This is a genomic window from Bacillus sp. MT94 (assembly GCF_058792475.1).
In genome coordinates, this window is the sequence record NZ_JBXAEZ010000001.1 from 219,841 (window position 1) to 243,968 (window position 24,128).

Here is a 24,128-nt window from a genome sequence, read left to right on the forward strand (position 1 = left end):
AGGAATGGAAGTTAGAAATGAAATGAAGAAAAAAGGGAGCTGGAGGCAGTTTTTACGCCTTATTCAAGATACAAATCCTCCGAAAGGAATTTTAATTTTTGCGTTATTAATGAGTTTGCTTTCTACGGGAGCGAGTTTATTTATTCCTATGCTAACAAAAGGATTAGTAGATAATTTTTCGCTTTCTTCAATTAGTGCAGGACAAATTGTTGGGTTAGTTGCTTTCTTTGTAATGCAAACTATTGCGGCAGGGTTGTCTATATATTTACTAAATTATATTGGGCAGAAGATTGTAGCGGGACTAAGAGAACGTTTGTGGAAAAAGGTACTTATCTTGCCGGTATCTTATTACGATCAAAATAGAACAGGTGATACCATTAGCCGTATGACGAATGATACAGGTGTTGTGAAAACGTTAATTTCTGAGCATTTGTCAAACTTATTAACAGGTGGTATTTCAATTGTTGGATCGTTAATTGTATTATTTGTGTTAGATTGGAAAATGACTGCGTTACTTTTAACGGTTATTCCGTTGTCTGTATTAATTTTAGTTCCACTTGGACGAAAAATGTATAAGATTTCAAAAGCGCTTCAAGATGAAACGGCATCTTTTACAAGTGTGTTAACGCAAGTGTTATCAGAAATTCGTTTAGTGAAATCTTCAAATACAGAAAAAAGAGAATATGAAACGGGTAATACAGGCATACAAAAGTTATTACAATTTGGTTTGAAAGAAGGAAAAGTGCAAGCATTAATTTCGCCAGTTATGTCGTTTGTTTTAATGGCACTACTTGTTATTATCGTAGGATATGGCGGGATGAGAGTTTCTAGCGGTGCATTAACAACTGGTGAACTTGTAGCGTTTATTTTGTATTTAGTTCAAATTGTAATGCCGATGAGTCAATTATCTATGTTCTTTACACAATTCCAAAAGGCAATTGGTGCAACGGAAAGAATTAGTACGATTTTAGAATATAAAGTAGAAGATCATGAAACTGGTGTGAAAGTGACAAATGCTAAGCAACCGATCGTTCTTGAAAATGTACATTTTGAGTATAACGAAGAAGAGCAAGTTTTGAAAAATATTGATTTTACAATTGAATCTGGAAAAGTGACAGCGATTGTAGGACCAAGTGGTAGTGGGAAAACAACGTTATTCTCATTACTGGAACGTTTTTATGAGCCAACTAGTGGTGCCATTAAATTAGGAAAAGAATCAATTACGAGTTATTCATTACAGTCATGGCGACGTCAAATCGGTTACGTATCACAAGATAGTCCGTTAATCGATGGAACGATTCGTGATAATATTTGTTACGGCGTTGAAGGTGAAGTAACGGATGAAGAAATTGAAAAAGTAGCAGCAATGGCATATGTTGATGCATTTATTCATGACTTACCAAACGGTTATGCAACAGAAGTTGGAGAACGCGGTGTGAAGCTTTCTGGTGGACAAAGACAGCGAATTGCCATTGCCCGAGCGTTACTTCGAAATCCGCAAATTCTTATGCTCGATGAGGCAACTTCAAGCTTAGATAGTAAATCTGAGTCTGTCGTTCAAAAAGCGTTAAATAACTTAATGAAAGGCAGAACAACGTTAGTGATTGCGCATAGACTTTCTACTGTTGTAGATGCAGATAAAATTATCTTTATTGAAAAAGGGAATCTTACAGGTAGTGGTACGCATGATGAATTATTACAGACGCATGATATGTATCGTGAGTTTGCAACGCAACAATTGAAAATTAAAGAGGGTGCATTTTAAAAAAATATATTAGATGCTAAGTAGAAAGGAAATGGTTCCTTTGATACCTAAAATTTTAATAGTAGACGACGATCCACACATTAGGGAACTCGTTTCTGTATTTTTAGAACGAGAAGGTTTTCAAACATATGAGGCAATTGATGGAGTAGATGCACTTCGGAAAATGGATGACGTAAAAGTCGATATGGTTATTCTTGATATCATGATGCCAAATATGGATGGATTTGATGTATGTTTTGAATTAAGAAAATACTATGATATCCCGGTTCTGATGCTAACTGCCAAAGGGGAAACATCACAAAAAGTAAAAGGATTTCACCTTGGAACAGATGATTATCTTGTAAAGCCATTTGACCCTATAGAACTAGTAGTGAGAGTAAAGGCATTATTGAAACGTTACCAAATTACAGTTTCACAATCGATTCAAGTTGGAAATGTATTATTAAATCGTAAAACATTCGAAGTTACATCTGGAGAACAAACGGTTACGTTACCGTTAAAAGAATTTGAGTTACTCTTTACTTTAGGGTCTAAATCGGGAAGAACTTGTTCGAGAGAGCAATTAATTGAGGAAATATGGGGATATGACTTTGAAGGGAATGAACGTACACTAGACGTTCATATTAATCGGTTACGTGAGAAGTTTCAAGAAGAACAGTCGAATTTTAGTATTAAAACAATAAGAGGATTAGGGTATCGCTTAGAGGTAAGTAAATGAGAAAAAGAAAACGGATGAGTAAGTTGAAGATGCTGAAAGTATTTGGAGCGGTATTAGCGCTCTTTTCTTTTCTTACTATCATTTGGTCTATCGCATTTTATGTAGCAACTAGTATATTGAATGCTTTTGACGTAAACGTATCGCCATTTGTTGCCTTTCTAATTAGTGATATGGTCGGTTTTGTATTTATTATTCTTATTTGGACATTAATTGGAATATTAATGAGGCCAAAACGAGAGGCAATGATTTGGACTATTATTGAACCGATACAAAAAATTGCAAAAGGAGACTTCTCCGTAAAAATACGAAATGAAGAAAAGTATGATGGAGAAATTGGTGTGCTCGTAAAAAGTATAAATGATATGACAGATGAACTGAATACGATGGAGAAAATGAGACAAGAATTTGTATCGAATGTTTCTCATGAAATACAGTCACCATTAACTTCTATAAAAGGGTTTGCTAGAGCACTACAAGACGATAATCTTTCTGAGGAAAAAAGAAAACATTATCTTACCATTATTGAAACTGAAACAACGAGATTATCTAAACTAAGTCAAAACTTATTGAAGCTAACTCTTTTAGAATCAGAAGAGTATATACCAGAAAGAGTGAGTTATCGATTAGATCAGCAGTTAAAGCAAATTGTGTTAAATAGTGAACCGCTCTGGGCTGAAAAAGAAATCGAGTTAGAACTAGATTTAGAAAAAGTACATGTTATTGCTGACCAAGAAAGTATGAGTCAAGTGTGGATTAATTTAATTCATAATAGTATTAAATTTACTCCAAGCGGTGGCACGATTACTATTCAGTTAAAGGAACATGAAACAGTAGTGGAAGTGCGCATCCATGATTCGGGAATCGGTATATCAGAAGAACAGAAACAACATATTTTTGAGCGTTTTTATAAAGCGGATTCTTCACGAAATCGTGCCTATGGAGGAAGTGGCTTAGGTTTAGCTATTGTAAAAAAAGTACTCGATCTTCATCATGGGGAAATAAAAGTTGAGAGTGAGGAAGGGAATGGCACTGAATTTATTGTGTGTATTCCTAATTATGAAGAAAAATAGTGTAGTGATAAAGAACCATTTTTTATTTCATACGCAGACACTCTCTTATGAGGAGGGTGTCTTTATTTTGCATGAATAAGGATAAATATGTGCAATGAATTAATAGTAATTTTCTATAGTTACCTACAAGTAACCTACGCACATGAAAGTGCATCATTGCCTTTTTACATAAACATAGATACAATTTTAATATAATACATAACAGAGATGATTAAGGAGTGTTATACTTGGCAGAATTATTACAAGGTAAAAATGCTTTAATTACAGGAGCAGGTAGAGGGATTGGTCGCGCTGTAGCAATCGCATTAGCGAAAGAAGGCGTAAATGTAGGCTTATTAGCTCGTTCAGAAGAAAACTTAAAAGCTGTAGCGAAAGAAGTAGAAGCAGAAGGTGTAAAAGCCGTTATTGCAACTGCTGATGTTTCTTCATACGAAGAAGTAACAACTGCGATTGAAACGTTAAAAAATGGTTTAGGATCTATCGATATTTTAATTAATAACGCTGGTATTTCTAAATTCGGTAAGTTTTTAGAACTAGATGTTGCTGATTGGGAAAAAATCATTCAAGTAAACTTAATGGGTGTATATTATGCAACTCGTGCTGCTTTACCGAGCATGATTGAACAACAATCTGGTGATATCATTAACATTTCATCTACAGCAGGACAAAAAGGTGCACCTGTAACAAGTGCATATAGTGCTTCTAAATTTGGTGTCCTTGGCCTAACAGAATCGTTAGCGATGGAAGTTCGCAAACATAACATTCGTGTAACAGCTTTAACTCCAAGTACAGTAGCGACTGATATGGCTGTAGATTTAGGGTTAACTGATGGAAACCCTGATAAAGTAATGCAAGCAGAAGATATTGCAGAATTTATCGTAGCGCAGCTGAAATTAAATAAACGTACATTTATTAAATCTGCTGGGCTTTGGTCTACTAATCCATAGGAAGTAAATTTAACTTTAAAAGAAGGGATATCTATTCTGTAAGGGGTAGATGTCCCTTCTTTATTTTTTGTATTGGAGACAGAATTTTCGGTATAATTAAAAGTGAATGGTAGAAAGCATTGGGAAATTGAAAGGGATGGTATTTACATGAGTACAATTGAAAAATGGACGGCTGTTGATCAATATATGAGTGATGTATTAATACCGAAAGATTCTACATTAGAAGGGGTTCTTCAAACTAATGTTGCAGCTAATTTGCCAGCACATGATGTATCACCAATGCAAGGGAAGTTTTTACAACTATTAGTACAAATTCAAGGGGCTCGTAATGTTTTAGAAATTGGCACGCTAGGCGGGTATAGCACGATATGGCTTGCTAGAGCATTGTCATCTGGAGGCCGAGTTGTTACATTGGAAGCAAGTGAAAAACATGCTGAAATTGCACGTAGCAATATTGAGCGTGCTAATTTGACTGATAAAATTGAAATACGAACAGGATTAGCGTTAGATTCTTTACAACAAATAGAAAACGAGAAGTATGAACCGTTTGATTTTATTTTTATAGATGCTGATAAACAAAATAACCCTGCTTATTTTGAATGGGCACTAAAACTATCACGACCGGGTACTGTAATTATTGGGGATAACGTAGTACGTGAAGGAGAAGTTATTGACAATACTAGTACCGATCCTCGTGTACAAGGGATACGTCGTTTCTATGAATTAATAGCTGCTGAGCCACGTGTTAGTGCTACAGCGCTTCAAACTGTCGGAAGTAAGGGATACGATGGATTTGTAATGGCAATCGTAAAAGAATGAGGTAAGGAGATAGATAGAATGAAAAAGATGTTTGAAAAATTATAACATGTATCTTGTATAACGAGATTAGCTCGTGGGCCTCCGACATACATAACACTATATTATATATCAAAAAATTGGAGGCTATAAGTAGATGAGAACTGAAAAAGAAATGCTAGACTTAATTATTAATACAGCAAAAGAGGATGGAAGAATTCGAGCAGTTATCATGAATGGATCGCGTGTAAATCCAAATGTGAAAAGAGATTGTTTTCAAGACTATGATATTATGTATGTTGTAAATGATATACAATCTTTTACGTCTAATCATAATTGGGTTCATAGATTTGGAGAAATAATGATAGTACAAATGCCAGAAGAAATGTCGTTAGTTCAACCAGATGAAGATGGGAAGTTTCCGTATTTAATGCAGTTCATGGATGGGAATCGGATTGATTTAACGCTAGTTCCAGTTGAGTTAATAAAAAAGTTCGTTGGACAAGATAGTTTAAGTAAATTACTTCTCGATAAAGATAAGTGTATGGAAGGATTCCCGCCAGCAAGCGATAAAGATTACTTAATAAAAAAGCCTACAGAAAAAGAGTTTTTGGATTGTTGTAATGAATTTTGGTGGTGTAGTACGAATGTGGCAAAAGGGCTATGGAGAGAAGAGCTTTCTTATGCAAAAGGAATGCTTGAGGGACCAGTGCGAGATATGTTCATCGTAATGCTAGAATGGTATATTGGTATGAAAACAGATTTTACAGTTAATGCAGGGAAGTTTGGAAAGCATTTCGAGCAATATATTGAAAAAGATATGTGGGTGCAATTTAAAAGAACATTTTCTAATGCAGAATATGAAAACATATGGGAGTCATTCTTTGTCATGGGTGATTTATTTAGGGAAGTGGCGAACGAAATCGCTAACACATATGAATATCAATATCCGCAAGATGATGATGATAAAGTGACGAACTATTTAAAACATGTGAAAGCTTTGCCAAAAGATAGTACATCGATTTATTAATAATAGTAAGCAGTAAGACTGTCCTAATTAAGGACAGTCTTATTTTTGTTTATGAATAACAATTTCTCTAACAAAGTGCAGATGAATTACATATGAAAATTTAGGGAGGTTTTTTATCATGTATTATTTTTATTCGCTAGAAATGTTTGATCCATATCAATGGGGACTAGAACGAGATGTTTCGTATGCTTATATGCCATATAACTCATTTTATTATGGAGACTATATAAGCGCATTGCCATACGCATATATCCCTCAAAGCTATGAAGTACAAATGAAAGCAGATGATCGTGGATCGTGGACACCATTTACATGGGTTGAAAAATATGCGTACGCATTTTCAGGACCGTATAATAAAGCGGAAGTAGCTCTTACATTTGATGATGGACCAGATTCAGAATTCACGCCAAAAATATTAGATAAGTTAAAACAACATAATGTAAAAGCTACTTTTTTCTTACTTGGTGAAAACGCAGAAAAATTTCCGAACGTAGTAAAGCGTATTGCAAATGAAGGGCATGTAATTGGTAATCATACGTACAATCATCCGAATTTAGCGAAAGTAAATGACGCTGAGTACCGTAATCAAATTATAAAAACGGAAGAAATATTAAAACGTTTAGCCGGCTATGCTCCTAAATTTATACGTCCACCGTATGGTGAAATACTTGAAAATCAATTGAATTGGGCAACTGAGCAAAATTTTATGATTGTACAGTGGAGTGTTGATACAGTTGATTGGAAAGGTGTAAGTGCCGATACGATTACAAATAATGTGTTAGGGAATTCATTTCCAGGTAGTGTCATACTGCAGCATTCTACTCCAGGTGGGCATTTACAAGGATCTGTTGATGCACTAGACAAAATCATTCCGCAGTTAAAAACGAAAGGGGCACGTTTTGTAACACTTCCAAGTATGTTCCAGACATCGAAAGAAAGAAAGTGAATGTGTTATAAATTGGAAAAATAAGGGGTGTGTCGTATAATGAAAGTGTAAGTTAGGGGGGATATAATTGATTGATGCACTAGTAAACATAGGAATAAGCATATTGATTGGTATTATTTTTATACTTGCGGCAATTATTCTTCAAAAAAATCCACCGACCGATATTAATGCGGCATATGGTTATCGTACGAAACGATCTATGAAAAATAAGGAATTATGGGATGCGGGTAACAGGTATAGTGCAGAAGTGATGAAGCAAAACGGATTTATCATGATGTTAATTGGAAGTGTTATTAGTATACTGTTTAGATATCCACATACAATAATAGCGATTATAGTGGTTATGCTGTTATTAATCATTCGTTTATTTATACAAGTAGAGAGTAGATTAAAAATACTTGAACAATAATAAAAAATAGGACTCTACGCAATATTATGCTAGGAGTCCTATTTTATTTATAAACTATTATTTTTTAATAATTCTTTTCCTTGCTCTATAACAAATTCATAGTATGCAAGATCATACGGATAAATATCTTCAAATGTTATCGTAATCGATGTATTGTTTAAGACTGAAATAGTCGTTAAAGATGAAATCTCTCCTTTTAATAGTTGTAGAAAAGAAGTTGCATGTACTTTCATCACATCGTCTACTTCTTCACCTGGTGCGAATGGAAGTGGATTGATGACATTGTGAAAATACATATGACAAAATTCACGATCAGTAAGATTTGAAATTTCATAATCTATTTTAAAGATTCCCTTGTATGTTAAATCATTAGTTTGAAAGGAAAGCCCTAATTCTTCCTCAATTTCACGAAGACCACCAATTTGTACATCTTCATCATGCATAATATGTCCAGCTGAAGTAATATCCCATATACATGGAGCTTCTTTTTTATTTTTAGAGCGTAATTGGAAATATAAAAACATATCTTCATTATCTTTTTCTACAAACCAACAATGAAATGTTTCGTGCCAATCACCGTCACGATGCACTTCATCGCGTAATTTCTTCCCAAGTGTATTTCTTTCAGAATCAAATATTGTTAACCACTCTGTCATTTTAATTCCCCTTTCTGCAAATTTTATTATACAATATTCGTATTGAATTTTGGGAAAATAAAGAAAAAGGGGCGATTATAAGTGGAGATAGAGCGTATGGAAATAAAATCGATTATTTCAACAGAGGAAGAGTTACGGAAAATATTGGGGCAACCAAGTGAGCGAGCATTGAAAAAAGTTATTTCATCATTAGACAACCATTGCGTAGATTTTCTTTCTAAATCTCCGTTTCTAGTATTATCCACTGGAAATAAGTTGGGGGAGTGTGACGCCTCACCGCGAGGAGACGCACCTGGATTTGTATACGTACTCAATAATAATAAAATTATCATTCCAGAAAGACCAGGAAATCGTCGTATAGACTCCATTTTGAATATTATTTCAAATCCACGTGTAGGACTAATCTTTTTTATTCCAGGTCTTGGGGAGACACTCAGAATAAATGGCCGAGCGTATATTACAAACGACGAAGAAATTTTGAAAGAAATGCAGGCGAATGGACGCAATCCGTTGCTTGGAATTGTTGTTGAAATAGAAGAGTGTTATATTCATTGTGCAAAAGCGTTTATTCGTTCTAAGATGTGGGATCCAGAATCTTGGTTAAATAAAAAAGAGTTACCATCAGCAGCAAAAATGTTGCTGGAGCATGCGAAAGTGAATACTTCAGAAGAAGATGTTGCACGTTCTTTAGAAGAAAGTTATACAAAAAGATTGTATTGAAAATTTTATTGATATAGTTTTGTAAGGTGGATATGTACGGGTTTTAGAATGGGGAACTTATATATGAACCGTTGATTTATAAACTGGAGAAATAACAAAATAGGTAAATTGAGTGGCGGTTGCATAATGCTATTGTAAAATATAATAAAAAAAATTCTTGAAAATAGTTAGTAAAAATAGGCTTGCTTTTTAAAAAGTTGATAACTATAATAAGTTAACAAATAGACATGAACGAAAAAGTAACGATAAGGACAAGAAATCATTTTTACGGTTTACAGAGAGGGAAGTCTAGGGTGTGAGCTTCCTAACACGAGAAATGATTTTACCACCTTTGAACTTCAATAGTGAACGAGTAATCTATTAATTATTGACGGTATCAGCCGTTATCTGAACTTGAGCAATCTAGGGAGAGATACGTCTAGATTGGAACAAGGGTGGAACCACGAAAACACATTCGTCCCTTTCCTAGGGATGAGTGTGTTTTTTTACGGATTTATAGATTGAAAATTTAAAATAATTAAAAAATAGTATTGATTTTGTTTTTTATGCGAGTATAATGAGTTAACAAATAAACATGAACGAAAAAGTAACGATAAGGACAAGAAATCATTTTTACGGTTTACAGAGAGGGAAGCCAAGGGTGTGAGCTTCCTAACACGAGAAATGATTTTACCACCTTTGAACTTCAATAGTGAACGAGTAATCTAGTAATTATTGACGGTATCAGCCGTTATCTGAACTTGAGCAATCTAGGGAGAAATACGTCTAGATTGGAACAAGGGTGGAACCACGAAAACACATTCGTCCCTTTCCTAGGGATGGGTGTGTTTTTTTTATTACTTTGAAGGGAGGTGCGGTAACATGAAACTATTTATAAGTACGGAAATAACCACCACCTGCATGACAAAAAAGCAGAGTAAGGTGATTTATAGGTGTAACAATTAAACTTTTAGGAGGAGATTAGAAGATGAATAACGTTATAAATGTTGGGGTATTAGGTTTAGGCACGGTCGGAAGTGGTGTTGTTCATATTTTGAAAGAACATTATAAAAAAATCGCCCTTGATACAGGATACGAAGTGAAAGTGAAAACAGTCGTTGTACGTGATTTGGAAAAAGAACGCGATGTTTGTATTGACGGAATTGCAGTCACAAGTCATGCAGATGAAGTTCTAAATGATTCAAATATTGATATTGTAGTAGAGGTAATGGGCGGAATTGAAGAAGCAAAACAGCATATTGTTAAGGCTTTAGAAAATAAAAAACATGTCGTAACAGCAAATAAAGACTTAATGGCTGTATATGGTGCAGAGCTTCTTCAACTGGCAAACGATAATGATTGTGATTTATGTTATGAAGCGAGCGTAGCAGGCGGTATTCCAGTGTTAAGAGGACTAACTGACGGGCTAGCATCAGATCAAATTGAAAAAATAATGGGAATTGTAAATGGTACAACAAATTATATGTTAACAAAAATGAGTCAAAATGGGTGGTCTTATGAAGAGGCTTTACAGGAAGCACAAAAATTAGGTTTTGCAGAATCGGATCCGACAGCAGATGTAGATGGACTAGATGCGGCGAGAAAGGTAGCAATTCTTGCAAACTTAGGTTTTTCGATGAATGTTTCATTAGATGATGTGCAAGTAAGAGGGATTCGAAAGGTCGAAAAAGAAGATTTACAAATGGCTGAAAAGTTAGGATTTACTATGAAGTTAATTGGGAAAGCAGAAAAACAAGGATCAGCCATTCATTTAAGTGTAGAACCGACACTTTTACCAAGTCGTCATCCATTATCGAATGTAAATAATGAATTTAATGCAGTATATGTTCACGGTCAAGCGGTAGGAGAAGTAATGTTTTACGGACCTGGAGCTGGAAAGTTGCCAACTGGTTCTGCTGTAGTAAGTGATATTATTTCCATCGTTAAAAATATGAATCAAGTGCCGAAAAATAAAAGTGCGTTAAAAGAACCAGTTCCTTATGAATTACAAGGTGATGAAGAAGTAGTTTCGAAATATTTCTTGCGTATTTCATTACGAGATGAGCCTGGGATGTTACAAAAAATAACAGAATGTTTCGTTAATTATTCTGTAAGTTTAAAAGAAGTTATTCAATTACCTTTAAACCGTGAACTGGCAGAAGTTGTTGTTGTGACACATCGAACTTCCAAGTATCAATTCGAACGAGTTTTAGGAGCGATAGAAGCTGTCGCAAGTGAAATAAACAGTTACTACATTATTGAGGAGGAAAAACAATATGTATAAAGGACTATTAAAACAATATGCTTCTTATTTACCGGTGAATGAAAACACACCTGATGTCAGTTTAATGGAAGGAAACACACCTCTTATTCCGTTATTAAATATATCAAAGCAATTAGGGATTCAGCTATATGGTAAGTACGAAGGAGCGAATCCGACAGGTTCTTTTAAAGATCGTGGTATGGTGATGGCAGTTGCTAAGGCGAAAGAAGAAGGTTCAGAAGCAATCATTTGTGCATCAACAGGTAATACATCAGCATCAGCTGCAGCATATGCGGCACGTCTTGGGATGAAATGTATAATCGTAATCCCTGAAGGAAAGATTGCGCATGGAAAATTAGCGCAAGCGGTCGCTTATGGAGCTGAAATTATTTCAATAGAAGGGAATTTCGATGATGCACTTAAGGCTGTAAGAAATATTGCTGCAGAAGAGCCGATTACATTAGTAAATTCAGTGAATCCTTATCGAATTGAAGGACAAAAAACAGCAGCATTTGAAATTTGTGACCAATTGCAAAATGCACCAGATGTTCTAGCTATCCCTGTTGGGAACGCAGGGAATATTACAGCATATTGGAAAGGCTTCTGTGAATATGAGAAAGAAAAAGGTTATAAGAAGCCAAGAATTCATGGCTTTGAAGCAGAAGGAGCAGCGGCAATTGTAAAAGGGCATGTAATTGAAGAGCCTGAAACAATTGCAACAGCAATTCGCATTGGTAACCCAGCAAGTTGGTCGTATGCAGTAGAGGCTGCCGAGCAGTCTTGTGGTGAAATAGATATGGTATCAGATGAAGAAATTTTACATGCGTATAGGTTATTGGCAAAAACTGAAGGAGTTTTCGCTGAACCAGGATCAAATGCTTCATTAGCTGGCGTAATTAAACATGTTAAATCTGGAAAAATCAAAAAGGGAGAAACAGTTGTTGCAGTATTAACTGGAAATGGTTTGAAGGATCCTGATATCGCTATTTCTTCAAATCAACTAGACATCGCAAGTTTGTCAAATGATATAGAACAGATTAAAGATCATATTAAAGGGGTGATTATGTCGTGATACCATTAAGTGTTCGTGTCCCTGCTAGTACGGCAAATGTTGGTCCTGGATTTGATTCAGTTGGAATAGCTTTGTCATTGTATTTAGATGTGGTGGTTAAAGAAAAAGCTGATAAATGGCAAGTAATCCATTCCTTTGAAGAATCAATTCCGACAGACGATAAAAATTTAATCGTTAGCACGGCATGTAAAGTCTGTCCTTCTATATCACCCCATATAATAGAAGTTACTAGTAATATCCCATTAACAAGAGGGCTAGGAAGTAGTGCATCAGCGATTGTAGCTGGGATAGAACTTGCGAATCAACTAGGCAAGTTGAACTTAACTGCTGATCAAAAAGTTCAAATTGCTACAAATTTTGAAGGACATCCTGATAATGTTGCTGCTTCTATATTAGGTGGAACTGTAATCGGAGCACTTGATGGAAAGGATATTTCCGTCGTAAGAATTGAGAGCAAGGAGTTAGGGGTAATTTCTCTTATTCCGAATGAAGAATTAAATACAGATGAAAGTCGATCTGTATTACCAAAGATGTTTCCGTTTCATGAGGCAGTTAAAGCTAGTGCGATAAGTAACGTATTAGTAGCTGCATTATGTCAAAAGCGGTGGGAAGTTGTAGGTGAAATGATGGAGAGAGACCATTTTCACGAGCCATATCGTTTAGAACTCGTACCGTTATTACCATCTATTCGTAAATGCGCAAAAGAATTTGGTGCGTACGGTACAGCACTTAGCGGTGCGGGACCATCTATTTTTATATTAACGCCATATGAGAAACGTCAAGAAATCGCTGAGCAATTAGCGAGAGTATTTACAGATATGAAAGTATGTGAGCTTGAAATCGACCATAAAGGTATTATTGTAAATAAGGAAGAGCATATTGAATCGTAAAGAAAGCTGGCATGGCTAGCTTTCTTTACGTTGCAAACCTATTTTAAATTAGGTTTTTTCGGAAAAAAATATAAAACAAATGTTGATTTTGAATAATGTAAGTAAAGAGTGCATTCATTTTGGAGGTGATTAAATGAATAAAGAGTCACCAGAAGAAAAAAGAGAGCGTATGAGACAAAGTGAATTAAAAAGTAATCCTACGGGTTCTTTACATGACGGACTCAATAGAGCGGAAACAGGTAGTCCAGTTGATATAGCAGGCGGTATGAATTGGAAAGGTACAGGGATAATCATTTTAGTACTACTTTTAGGATACATTGTATACACTTATTTTTTCAGTTAAAGAATACTTGTTAAAATTTTGATTTGTTTAGTTTCATAATTGTTGAGAAAAAATGCAGTTACTGTATTACATGTCTTCTAAGCGAATTATAGTTGTTCATATCAACTTTTAATACTCCAAATAGAGCTAGCAAAATGCTAGCTCTATTATTTTTTGCCACATTCCTGTAACAAACCACCTGTATATTCATTGGTGGAGGTGCAGAGGATGAAAAAAATGATAGCGATATGTCTTCTAACAACTATGCCATTTTCGACTTTAGTCGGTTGTGACGTAAAAGGTAGTAATGCTGTACAAGAGTCTAAAATAAAGAAATCGACGTATAAAGATTTTACTTATGATGTAAATCCAGAAACATTCACATTAACTGTAGAACATGAGGGGGTAAAGGAACAGGCATCACAACCCCTACCGAAAATGAAGGTATCGAATGTAAAAAAAGAAAAGGATCGTACATCGTGGGAATATCCAGATCAAAAAGTAAAAATAAAATTAGAAAAGAAAAAAGACCACTTAAACATTGAAGTGGAATCGACTGGTGCAGAAAGCTTTACATGGCCGAAAGTAGAAGCTGAAAATTATACACTTCCGTTATGGGAGGGTAAGCAAATTCCGAGCAATGATGAGAATTGGAAGAAGTTTTTAAAGGATGATGCATATTCATTTGCTGAATCATTTTCTATGAAGTTTTTCGCTTTAAATGGTTCGAAATATTCAATTGTATATATTGCAAACAATATGTTTAATAATGAATTGAAATTTCATTCGGATCCGAAAATAGGATTTGATTTTACACATGAATTTCCGAGCATAAATAAAAATAAAACATATGGATTTCAATTATATGTGACAAATAATGATGCGGTAAGCATTGCTAAACTGTATAAGGATGATATTGTTCGAAAAGGTGAATTTAAAACATTACAAGAAAAGGCTAGAAAAAATAAAGAAATCGAAAAGTTATATGGAGCGGCGCATTTTTATTTTTGGAATCAAAATGGTTTATCAGAAAATAATATAAATTGGCCAAAACTAAGGGAGCAAATAAATAGCCCGCTGTTTAGTCATATAAAAGAACTTATTCAAAAGAATAGTTCAGAGCCTGGGGAACTGAATGTATTAGATCAAGTAAGTAAACAAGATTTCATTGATAAGTATCAAAAAAATGTTATTTTACGTTATATAAACGAAGTATTATCCATGAAGGAATTTTATAAAGAGGATATTTTTCAAAACGTCGATCAGGAAGCTAGTGTGCTATTAAAGAAAGGTGTAGGTCACTTAACGAACACAGAATTGTATAGCTTAAATAAGCATTTATTAAAGTCGCTACTTGGTGATGCGGTTGAAGAGGTAAGTAAATGGGGTAATGCAGATGGAACGGACATACTAAAGGAAATGAAAGAGGTAGGAATAGAAAAAGCGTGGATTGGTCTGCCGAACTGGGAACAAGGATTTATGCAACCTAATTTCGTGACAAAAGCGAAGGAAATGGGGTATTTAGTTGGTCCGTATGATTCATATCATTCCATTCACGAAAAAAGTGATAAAAATTGGAACACAGCATCCTTTAATGACCCATCATTATATGAAGAGGCTACTGTAACGAAGAAAAACGGAGAAAAGGTGCAAGGCTTTTTAGGCAGAGGTCGCAAGTTAAACCCGACTTTATCGCTGCCTAGTGTAAAGGAACGCATGAATGATATATTACAAAATGGTCCTAAATATAATTCATGGTTTATTGATTGTGATGCGACAGGTGAAATTTACGATGACTATTCAGCGAAACATATAACGACACAAGAGCAAGATTTAAAAGCACGTTTAAAACGAATGGACTACATTGCACAAGAAAAGGGTATGGTCGTTGGTTCTGAAGGTGGAAATGATTTTGCTAGTAGTACGATTGCATTTGCACACGGAATTGAAACACCTGTTATTAAATGGGACGATGAAGATATGCGGAAAAATAAAACAAGTCCGTATTATGTCGGTGGATATTGGTCACCCAATCAAAATGTTCCCGAAAAATATGCAAAACAAGTACCATTGAAAGAAGAATATAAACAAGTGTATTTAAACCCAGTATATTCGGTACCATTATATAAATTAGTATACAATGATTCCGTTATTACAACGCACCATTGGGAATGGGGAAGTTTAAAGGTAAAAGATGAAGTGGGAAATCGAATGCTGTCTGAATTATTGTATAATGTTCCTCCGTTGTACCATTTAGATGAAGTAGAGTGGAATAAACATAAAAAAGAAATTACAGAGCATCTAAAAGTTTGGAATGAAGTTCATGAAAAAGCAGTAAAAGAAGAGATGACGAATTTTGCGTATTTGTCAGAAGATAAGCTAGTACAATCTGTTTCTTATGGAAAAAATATTAAAATCATTGTGAACTTCTCAAATGAAGACATGGAAGTAGAAAAAGCGAAAATAAAAGCAAAGTCGGCTTTTATTGATAATCAGGGGAAGAAAAGCATGTATACGCCGTTTGAGAAATAATAACGTGAAATATACTGTATTCATAGAGGTTTTATCATTAGCTGGACTCTTTATTCATATCGTTTATCTGGAAAAAGATATCCTAATTTAAAATGAAAGAGTTAATGAATTTATAAATTTGCATGTTGCGAAGTGCTAAATTTTTGAAATTGGTAAATAGTGACTTGCCAAAAATAAGTACGAGAGTATAATGTGAAATGGAATACATATTGGGTTTAGTAGTAACCTTACAAAATTGTAAGGTTAATGAAAGGAAATTCAATATGAAGATAAATAGACTTACATTATACTTGGTAAAGAGAAAGAGAGGCGAATGGGTATGAGCTCTGAATTAGAACAAAATACGAGAAGTAATAAAAAGCGTTCTAAAAGAAAGTCAATAAAATGGTTCATATTAATTCCATTTTTCCTACTTATTTTTGGAGGAGTAGGATATGGTTCGTTTATATATAATAAAGCAAAAGCTGTTGTAAATGATGCGTATGCGAAAATTGAAAAGTCATCAAAGCGTGATAAAGAAGTTGAACCTTTAAAGGATAATATTTCAATATTAATCATGGGTGTAGATGGAAGTGAAATGAGAAAAAGCCAATATGGCGAAGCAGTTCGAACAGATGCACTTTTATTAGCAACAATTAATAAAGATGATAAGTCTGTTAAGCTAGTAAGTATTCCACGTGATTCACGTGTTTATATTCCAACTAGAAAAAAATTAGATAAAATTACTCATGCTCACGTATTTGGTGGCGTAGAAAGCACACGCGATACGGTGGAAAGATTTTTAAATGTCCCTGTTGATTATTATGTGAAGTTTAACTTTGAATCATTCGTACAAATTGTCGATTCAATTGGTGGTATTGATATTGATGTACCAGTTACTTTCACTGAACAAGATAGTAAAGACCAAGCTGGTATGATCCATTTAGAAAAAGGTTACCAACATTTAAATGGAGAACAAGCACTTGCACTTGCAAGAACGCGTAAAATTGATAGTGACGCAATGCGTGGACAGAGACAGCAACTTGTAATAGAAGCAATTGCCAAAAAAGCGATGTCTGTTCAATCAATTAGCAAAATGGGCTCTTTACTAGATGCGGTTGATAAAAACATGAAAACGAACTTAACATTTGACGATATGCTTGCCATTACAAAAAATATGGCAGGATCTAATTTGGAAATGGAAAAAATGCAAATAGAAGGTACAGATAAACGTATCGGTGGTATTTATTATTACATTCCAAATGAAAAAAATGTAAAAGATATTTCAAAAAAATTAAATGATCATTTAGGTGTAACGCCAAAACCAGTTCGAAACGAATAATAAAAAAGATTGGCTTTTGCCAATCTTTTTTTTGGAATGTATTTGTAACTTTTCTGTAACGATTTTTTAGTTTAGAAAAATTATACTCATATGTATGAGTATAATGGATAGGTAAAAAAGTAAAAGGACATATTCAAAATTTGTGGTAAGGAAAGATATCATATGCAGAAATGGTTAAGCATGATGGGAATTATCTTTATATTGACTGGATGTAAAATGTCTGAAGCTCCAACAAGTCTAATGGAAGCTCCAACAAATAAAAAATGGATTAATGAATTAAATGAACAAATTGATAAAGATTTACCTGTTAATTATCGCTTACTTACTCCAATGTCTAATAGAGATAAACAGACGACATGGTCAATGAATTTCGAGCGAGATAATAAAAAAGAAGCTGTCATCGTATATAAGATACCTAATGAAGATTATCATATATATTTAGCCGTATATGAGAAGAAAAATAATGGATGGAATATGAAGTCAACCTATACATTTGATGGGGAAGAAGTAGATATTGTTGAGGTAGGAGATTTCACAGGGAGTGGGAAAAGGGAACTATTGATAGGAATAACTACCAATCGTGATTTATTAGAAAACACAATGTATGTTTTTTCCGATGAGAGTGACGATATAAAGGAATTTTATAGACAGAAGTATACAAAGTTATTTATAGATGATTTAAACAAAAATGGTTTTAAAGACATAAGCCTTGTTTCGCATATGAAAGATGAACAGTTGAAGGTTCAGTTCATTGAAAAGTTTAAGGTATTGTCAGAGGTTACATTTGATCCGTATATAAATAGTATTCAAAGAATACAAATGGGTCGTATTTCTAAATCATTAAAGGCAGTTGTAATCGATGCGGGAACAGGGGCTCATTCAGGTATAACTTATGTAGCAAAATTTGATCAGGATCATTATGAAGTATTACCTATAGATGGGAAAGAAGATTTATTTAATGAATATGTTGTAGAAAGTAAAGATGTTAATGAAGACGGCATTATTGAATTTGTTCGTACTGTACGCCCAAAAGGTTGGGAAGATAAATCACATGGTGATAGTCCGCTTTTCGAACGTTACATACAGTGGAGTGAATCTGGAATTAAACCAATTGAAGAACGATATATAGATATAGAAAAAGGGTATTATGTGAAAATCCCTAAAGAGTTAATAGGGAAAATTACAATACCAGATCAGCAAAAAGAATCAAATTCTCAAAAGTTTTTGGATACAAGAACAAATGAAATATGGCTTGAAGTTCATATTTTTAAGCGGAAAGAATGGTTCAATATAAAAGGCTACAGTGCAGCAATTAAAACGGCTTCTCACGTATATGCAGTACCGAAGCAATCAAAATTTGAAAAAGTGAAAGCATATATAAAACCGCTAGCGGATTATCAACAAGAGTAGGAGGTGAGAATTATGTCAAAAATTTTAGTTTTAGAAGATGAATTAACAATCCGTAGCTTTATTGTTTTAAATTTAAAACGTGCTGGATTTTATGTAATAGAAGCTACTACTGGAGAAGAAGCGTTACAAATTTTGAGTGAACAAACTGTTGATATAGCACTGCTGGATGTAATGTTACCGGGGATTAATGGTTTAGAAGTTTGTAAGGCTATCAGGAAAGAAAATAAAAAAATGGGTATTATTATGTTAACCGCACGTGTACAAGATGAAGATAAGGTGCAAGGACTAGGAATAGGTGCAGATGATTATATTGCAAAACCGTTTAGTCCAGTAGTATTAACTGCACGTATACAGTCTTTATTAAGAAGAATAGAAGTACATGAAGAAAAAACGAATATTGTTACGTCAGGTCCATTTTCGTTAAATATTATAGAAGAAAGATTGTATAAAGATGGACAATTAGTCGATTTAACACCTACAGAGTATATGATATTACAGTATTTAATGAATCAGGCTTCAAAGCCAGTTTCGCGTGATGAAATTTTAAATATGATTTGGGGAACCAATTACGTAGGTGAGACGAAAGTGGTAGATGTAAATATGAGACGGTTACGTCAAAAGATAGAATGTAATCCATCAGAACCTGAATTTATTCTTACGGTGTGGGGAAAAGGATATGTGTGGAAGGAAAGTATAAGATGAAACGGAAAGTGACTTTATATTTTATGACGGTCATTACACTTATGCTTGTATTATTTGAAGTTGTATTTTCAGTCTCAATTTATCGATACTATTATAATGGTATTGTGCAATATATAGAGTCTCATGCGAAAACGAGTACACGTTTTTTTTCAGAATACAATTCACTATACTTTATTCGGTTACAAGAATATAGTGGTGACATAATTAGTAGCTTTCAATTAGAAGGAACAGAATTACAGTTAATTGATCGTCACGGCTCGGTTATACAATCTTCAAGTGGTGAAAAGATAGAAGGTAAAGTCAATATTCCACAATCATTATTAGAAGGTGAAATGTATAATCAAGTTACTAAGAAAGGTAATAAAAAACAACTAGAGGTGCTAAGCCCACTTATACATCAAGGACAAACTATTGGTGTTTTAAAATATACGACTGTTTTAACAAATGTAAATAAAAAGATTATTGAAATTATTACGTTTACTATTTCTGTAGGTATTGTTATTTCGGGAGTCGTCTTCTTAATTAGTAGACGTTTGGCAAATTCATTTGTTGAGCCAATTGAATCCATTATTCAAGCCTCTTCACAAATTGCAGAAGGCACATTAAAGCAAAAAATTAAAGAAGATTATCCTGGAGAATTAGGTGACTTGGCACATAGTTTAAATTATATGGCCTATAAAATAGATAAGGCTGAGCAGATGAAAAATGAATTCATTGCTTCTATTTCGCACGAAATACGAACGCCTTTAACAGGAATTAAAGGTTGGAGTGAGACGTTAAAAACAGTAGATCATTTAACAGAAGAAGAAATAAAGCAAGGTATGGGCATTATTTCAGGTGAGACAGATAGGTTGATTCATTTAGTAGAAGAATTGTTAGATTTTTCAAGATTACAATCAAATCATTTTAATTTATATAAACAAAAGGTGCAATTGTACGATATACTAGAGGAGACGATTTGGCAATTAACTCCTAAATCGGAAGAGAAGGAAATTCAATTTATTACTACTATAGACCGAATTGAATTGATGGGAGATCGAAATAGGCTAAAGCAAGTTTTCTTGAATATTGTTCAAAATGCAATTAAGTATTCACATAAAAAAAGCACAATACACATTGAAGCGACTAAAATAGAAGGACAAGCAGTGATTAAGGTAAGAGACGAAGGAATTGGAATTGCTAAAGAACATTTACCATATATTGAGCAATCATTTTACCAAATTAATAATCATGCTGCAGGTGCAGGTATTGGTTTAGCTATCGTTAAAAAAATGGTGGAGCTTCATGGCGGTGCGCTTAGTGTTACAAGTAAAGAAGGAATAGGAACAACAATTTTGATAAAACTCCCATTATAATACAAATAAAATCTATTTATATGGTGAAATAAAAATAAATAGATGTATAATTATATTGGGCGATTTATATATAAGATTAATAGGGAGAGGAATTCGATAGAATGGAAAAAGCTTTAAAAATTAAACAAATAGTAGTCGTTTTAATAGCGATTGCCGCAGTAGCTATTGGGTATTACATGTTTCAATCAATTACTTCACCAGCAAAAGCTGTTGCGAAACAAGAAAATGTAGTGCAGCTTGCAAGTGAACAGCCGAAAGTTGAAATGAATAAAACGGCACCAAGTCGTTTTAATGGAAAAGAAAGAAAAGTTGCTTATCTTACATTTGACGATGGGCCAGGGAAATATACGGCTGAATTATTAAATACGCTAAAACAACATGATGCGAAGGCGACGTTCTTTTTAATTGGAGCGAATGTCAAAGAATTTCCTGATTTAGTGAAACGTGAAAATGCTGAGGGTCATTATGTAGGCATGCATAGTATGACACATAATTTCGCAAAGTTATATAAAAATGGCGAGTATGTAAATGAGATGAAAGAAGATCAAGGTTTAATCGCTAATATTATTGGGAAATCACCTAAATTAACACGTCCTCCATATGGTTCGATGCCTGGATTGAATGAAGGTCTTCGAAATAAAGTGGTAGAAAGCGGATTTAAAGTATGGGATTGGACAATTGATTCATCAGATTGGAAATACAATAAAATGCCAGTTGATGCAGCTGCAGCACAAATTGCTCAAAATGTATTAACAAACGCAACAAAACCACAAGAAGTAATTTTAATGCATGATATTCACCCGCAATCAGTTGCTGCTGTGCCAGCAATTTTAAAGGGGCTAAAAGAAAAGGGTTATGAGTTTGAAGCTTATCATGAAGAGAATCACTTCCCAGTGAACCTCTGGCATGATAACCGTATGTAATGGAGGAATGAACGTTGAAGTATGGAAAAGTAGCAGTAGTAGGAGCATTATCAGTAGGACTTTTAACAGGTTGTTTCGGTGAAAAGCCAGAAGAAAATCTATATACAGCTTTTGAAACAGCAGCAACACAAGAAAAATCTTTAGTGGATGAAGCAAAAAAATTAGAGCAGTTAGAGAAACAAGGGCAAGAATTATATGCTCAAATTTTGCAAGAAGGTAAAGATCATAATGAAGCAGTTGTGAAGAAAATAGAGCAAGCTACTGCAAATGTAGATGATCGTGAAAAAGTATTGAAAAGTGAAAAAGAAATGTTAGAAAAAGCACAGAAGGAAACAAAATCTGTTCAAAGTAATATAGAGAAGATTGAAGATAAGAAGTTACAAAAACAAGCAAAAGCAGTAGAAGAGTCGTATAAAAACCGTTATGATGCATTCAAAAAGATGAATGAAAATTACACGAAAGTGTTAGCGACTGAAAAAGAACTGTATGAAAAATTAAAAGTAAAAGAAACGAAATTAAAAGAAATCGGTGAAAAAGTTAAAACTGTTAATGAATTAAATGTGGAAGCACAAAAGTCGAAAGAGCAGTTTAACAAATTTACAAAAGAGTATAATGACAGTAAATTAGCATTCTACAAAGATGCAGAAATTAAGATTAAAGATCAGAAATAAAGAAGAATCTAAAGTGTAATAAAAAGCCGGAGAAACATCGTTATAAATGTTTTTTCGGTTTTTTACGTTAAATGAATAGAAAAGACTGGAATTGATATCATAAAAGAGTTATAGTGAGTTATTCTAAGGGAAACATTGTAAAGTAAGGAGAATGGAAATATGTCATATGAATTTTTACTCAAATTAGGTTTAGCACTCTTTTTAGGATTATTCATCGGGATAGATAGGCAGCTAAAGAATAAACCACTTGGTGTGAAAACAAGTATGGTTATTTCTGTAGCAAGTTGTTTAATTACGATGGTTTCAATTGAATCTGTGCATGTATATTCTGTTCCAGGACATACAAATATGGATCCGATGCGACTGGCCGCTCAAATTGTTAGTGGAATTGGTTTTCTTGGCGCAGGTGTCATTTTACGAAGAAGTAATGATGTTATTTCTGGATTAACAACAGCTTCTATGGTGTGGGCTGCTTCAGCTTTAGGGATTGCAATTGGTGCGGGATTCTATTTACAAGCGACAGTTGCTATGGTTTTAATTATTTTAGCGATTAATGTACTTCCGCAACTTGTGAAAATTGCAGGACCGTATTCATTAAGACAAAAGGATTTATCTATAAAAATTACTGTTAAAGAGCATCATGAGTTAGATGGTATATTTAAGCAAATTAAAAATTTAGGCATGCATGTGAAACGCGTGAAAATTAAAGATATAGATAGTGGAGCATTTCAGCAACTGGAGATGGTTATTTTAGCTCCAGAAGATTTATATACAACAGAGTTATATAGTTCCCTGAAAGAGATTGATCGAGTAGTTTCAGTTGAAGTGGAAAGTAGATAATTGTGATAAAAAAGAGTGAAGTGAATTCACTCTTTTTTATTTGGATTTTTAAGGAATGAAATTGATATAATGATGAGTAACAAGGGGGAGAAATGATGGGAATACATATTAGAAGAGCAATAAAGGATGATATACCAGGTATAGCAAAGGTGCATGTTGATAGTTGGAAAACAACGTATAAAGGGATATTTGCTGACGAAATTCTAGATAATGTAGCATATGAGAAACGAGAAAAACAATGGGAAGATATTTTTCAAAAAGAAGGTAATCATCAATTTAGATTTGTAGCAGAGAATTTAAATGGAGACATAGTTGGATTCGTCGATGGGGGAGTAGAAAGAACTGGTACATATAATTGTGATGGAGAATTATATGCAATCTACCTTTTACAAGAGTATCAAGGAATGAAAATAGGACAAAAGTTATTTCAAGCTTTATTATCGGATTGTATAAACAATGATATACAATCACTTTTAGTTTGGGTTGTTACGAATAATCCTTCTAAAAAGTTTTATGAAAAATTTAACCCTGAAAAAATTGATACGAAATTTTTAGAGAGAGTAAGGGTAGAAGAAACAGCGTATTGTTGGAGAGATTTGAATTTGTTATACAAAAAGTTATATAGATTTGCTTAAATAATATTATTATGTAAACTTTATGTTTGAAAGAGGTATACCAATTAAGGTATACCTCTTTTGTTTAACCATTTTGGATAGATTACTAATGAAAAATAGTAAGTATGTAGTTTGAAACTGAGTATTTTTTTTCTTGTATTTTTAACTAGATTAAAGA

23 protein-coding genes and 2 other annotated features are annotated in these 24,128 nt (G+C 33.9%); of the genes, 22 read left to right on the forward strand and 1 reads right to left on the reverse strand.

Annotated elements, in window-relative coordinates; translation table 11 throughout:
- Window positions 1-4: 4 nt before the first annotated feature.
- From AC1Q51_RS01020 to AC1Q51_RS01055, 8 genes are all read left to right on the forward strand, one after another.
- Complete coding sequence (locus AC1Q51_RS01020) at window positions 5-1,765, forward strand: ABC transporter ATP-binding protein (protein ID WP_053564725.1); 1,761 nt, start codon at window positions 5-7, stop codon at window positions 1,763-1,765.
- Window positions 1,766-1,805: 40 nt separating this feature from the next.
- Window positions 1,806-2,483 (forward strand): envelope stress response regulator transcription factor HitR, encoded by a 678-nt coding sequence (gene hitR / locus AC1Q51_RS01025; protein ID WP_100910588.1) that lies wholly within the window; start codon window positions 1,806-1,808, stop codon window positions 2,481-2,483.
- Window positions 2,480-3,553, forward strand: a complete 1,074-nt coding sequence (gene hitS, locus AC1Q51_RS01030) for an envelope stress sensor histidine kinase HitS (RefSeq protein ID WP_139213212.1) — start codon at window positions 2,480-2,482, stop codon at window positions 3,551-3,553. Before hitR ends, hitS begins: the two co-directional genes overlap by 4 nt.
- Before the next feature lie 227 nt (window positions 3,554-3,780).
- Window positions 3,781-4,500, forward strand: a complete 720-nt coding sequence (locus tag AC1Q51_RS01035; protein ID WP_000818985.1) for a 3-ketoacyl-ACP reductase — start codon at window positions 3,781-3,783, stop codon at window positions 4,498-4,500.
- A 147-nt stretch (window positions 4,501-4,647) separates the two neighbouring features.
- Window positions 4,648-5,319: an O-methyltransferase gene (locus tag AC1Q51_RS01040; RefSeq protein WP_090976720.1), complete on the forward strand. Its 672-nt coding sequence runs from the start codon at window positions 4,648-4,650 to the stop codon at window positions 5,317-5,319.
- Between the two features lie 133 nt (window positions 5,320-5,452).
- Complete coding sequence (locus AC1Q51_RS01045) at window positions 5,453-6,325, forward strand: aminoglycoside 6-adenylyltransferase (protein ID WP_097924375.1); 873 nt, start codon at window positions 5,453-5,455, stop codon at window positions 6,323-6,325.
- Window positions 6,326-6,443: 118 nt separating this feature from the next.
- On the forward strand, window positions 6,444-7,271 hold the full coding sequence (locus tag AC1Q51_RS01050; RefSeq protein WP_492331319.1) for a peptidoglycan-N-acetylglucosamine deacetylase: 828 nt from the start codon (window positions 6,444-6,446) through the stop codon (window positions 7,269-7,271).
- A 70-nt stretch (window positions 7,272-7,341) separates the two neighbouring features.
- Window positions 7,342-7,680, forward strand: a complete 339-nt coding sequence (locus AC1Q51_RS01055; protein WP_025118474.1) for an SdpI family protein — start codon at window positions 7,342-7,344, stop codon at window positions 7,678-7,680.
- A gap of 47 nt (window positions 7,681-7,727) precedes the next feature.
- Here AC1Q51_RS01055 and AC1Q51_RS01060 read toward each other — a convergent pair whose 3' ends face one another.
- Window positions 7,728-8,336: an NUDIX hydrolase gene (locus tag AC1Q51_RS01060; RefSeq protein ID WP_097924379.1), complete on the reverse strand. Its 609-nt coding sequence runs from the start codon at window positions 8,334-8,336 to the stop codon at window positions 7,728-7,730.
- An 81-nt stretch (window positions 8,337-8,417) separates the two neighbouring features.
- Here AC1Q51_RS01060 and AC1Q51_RS01065 point away from each other — a divergent pair, with 81 nt between their 5' ends.
- The 14 genes from AC1Q51_RS01065 (at window position 8,418) to AC1Q51_RS01130 (ending at window position 23,971) form a co-directional block, all read left to right on the forward strand.
- Complete coding sequence (locus AC1Q51_RS01065) at window positions 8,418-9,056, forward strand: pyridoxamine 5'-phosphate oxidase family protein (protein ID WP_061660378.1); 639 nt, start codon at window positions 8,418-8,420, stop codon at window positions 9,054-9,056.
- A gap of 233 nt (window positions 9,057-9,289) precedes the next feature.
- Window positions 9,290-9,521, forward strand: a binding site (T-box leader).
- Window positions 9,522-9,636: 115 nt separating this feature from the next.
- Window positions 9,637-9,868: a binding site (T-box leader), on the forward strand.
- A 155-nt stretch (window positions 9,869-10,023) separates the two neighbouring features.
- Window positions 10,024-11,319: a homoserine dehydrogenase gene (locus tag AC1Q51_RS01070; RefSeq protein ID WP_001066894.1), complete on the forward strand. Its 1,296-nt coding sequence runs from the start codon at window positions 10,024-10,026 to the stop codon at window positions 11,317-11,319.
- A complete protein-coding gene (gene thrC / locus AC1Q51_RS01075; RefSeq protein ID WP_000276434.1) occupies window positions 11,312-12,370 on the forward strand; it encodes a threonine synthase in 1,059 nt (352 codons plus the stop codon). The genes AC1Q51_RS01070 and thrC overlap by 8 nt, the downstream gene beginning before the upstream one ends.
- Window positions 12,367-13,260 (forward strand): homoserine kinase, encoded by an 894-nt coding sequence (thrB, locus tag AC1Q51_RS01080; RefSeq protein ID WP_090976237.1) that lies wholly within the window; start codon window positions 12,367-12,369, stop codon window positions 13,258-13,260. Before thrC ends, thrB begins: the two co-directional genes overlap by 4 nt.
- A gap of 133 nt (window positions 13,261-13,393) precedes the next feature.
- Complete coding sequence (locus AC1Q51_RS01085) at window positions 13,394-13,603, forward strand: DUF6366 family protein (RefSeq protein WP_001031479.1); 210 nt, start codon at window positions 13,394-13,396, stop codon at window positions 13,601-13,603.
- 207 nt (window positions 13,604-13,810) lie between these two features.
- Window positions 13,811-16,114 carry a glycoside hydrolase gene (locus AC1Q51_RS01090; protein ID WP_090976239.1) on the forward strand — a complete coding sequence of 768 codons (2,304 nt, stop codon included), beginning with the start codon at window positions 13,811-13,813 and terminating at the stop codon, window positions 16,112-16,114.
- A gap of 319 nt (window positions 16,115-16,433) precedes the next feature.
- Window positions 16,434-17,435 (forward strand): LCP family protein, encoded by a 1,002-nt coding sequence (locus AC1Q51_RS01095; protein WP_002093954.1) that lies wholly within the window; start codon window positions 16,434-16,436, stop codon window positions 17,433-17,435.
- Between the two features lie 162 nt (window positions 17,436-17,597).
- Window positions 17,598-18,845, forward strand: coding sequence for a hypothetical protein (locus AC1Q51_RS01100; protein WP_001174878.1), 1,248 nt, complete (start codon window positions 17,598-17,600; stop codon window positions 18,843-18,845).
- Between the two features lie 12 nt (window positions 18,846-18,857).
- The gene (locus AC1Q51_RS01105) at window positions 18,858-19,547 is read left to right on the forward strand and encodes a response regulator transcription factor (RefSeq protein WP_000036074.1); all 690 of its coding nucleotides are present in this window, start codon (window positions 18,858-18,860) and stop codon (window positions 19,545-19,547) included.
- The gene (locus AC1Q51_RS01110; RefSeq protein ID WP_000824526.1) at window positions 19,544-20,902 is read left to right on the forward strand and encodes a sensor histidine kinase; all 1,359 of its coding nucleotides are present in this window, start codon (window positions 19,544-19,546) and stop codon (window positions 20,900-20,902) included. Before AC1Q51_RS01105 ends, AC1Q51_RS01110 begins: the two co-directional genes overlap by 4 nt.
- Before the next feature lie 101 nt (window positions 20,903-21,003).
- The gene (locus AC1Q51_RS01115; protein WP_061661212.1) at window positions 21,004-21,825 is read left to right on the forward strand and encodes a peptidoglycan-N-acetylglucosamine deacetylase; all 822 of its coding nucleotides are present in this window, start codon (window positions 21,004-21,006) and stop codon (window positions 21,823-21,825) included.
- A 14-nt stretch (window positions 21,826-21,839) separates the two neighbouring features.
- Entirely contained in the window at window positions 21,840-22,496 is a 657-nt protein-coding gene (locus AC1Q51_RS01120; RefSeq protein WP_000873563.1) for a YkyA family protein, read from the forward strand.
- A gap of 159 nt (window positions 22,497-22,655) precedes the next feature.
- On the forward strand, window positions 22,656-23,336 hold the full coding sequence (locus AC1Q51_RS01125; protein WP_000119510.1) for an MgtC/SapB family protein: 681 nt from the start codon (window positions 22,656-22,658) through the stop codon (window positions 23,334-23,336).
- 92 nt (window positions 23,337-23,428) lie between these two features.
- The gene (locus AC1Q51_RS01130; RefSeq protein WP_090976241.1) at window positions 23,429-23,971 is read left to right on the forward strand and encodes a GNAT family N-acetyltransferase; all 543 of its coding nucleotides are present in this window, start codon (window positions 23,429-23,431) and stop codon (window positions 23,969-23,971) included.
- Window positions 23,972-24,128: the final 157 nt, after the last annotated feature.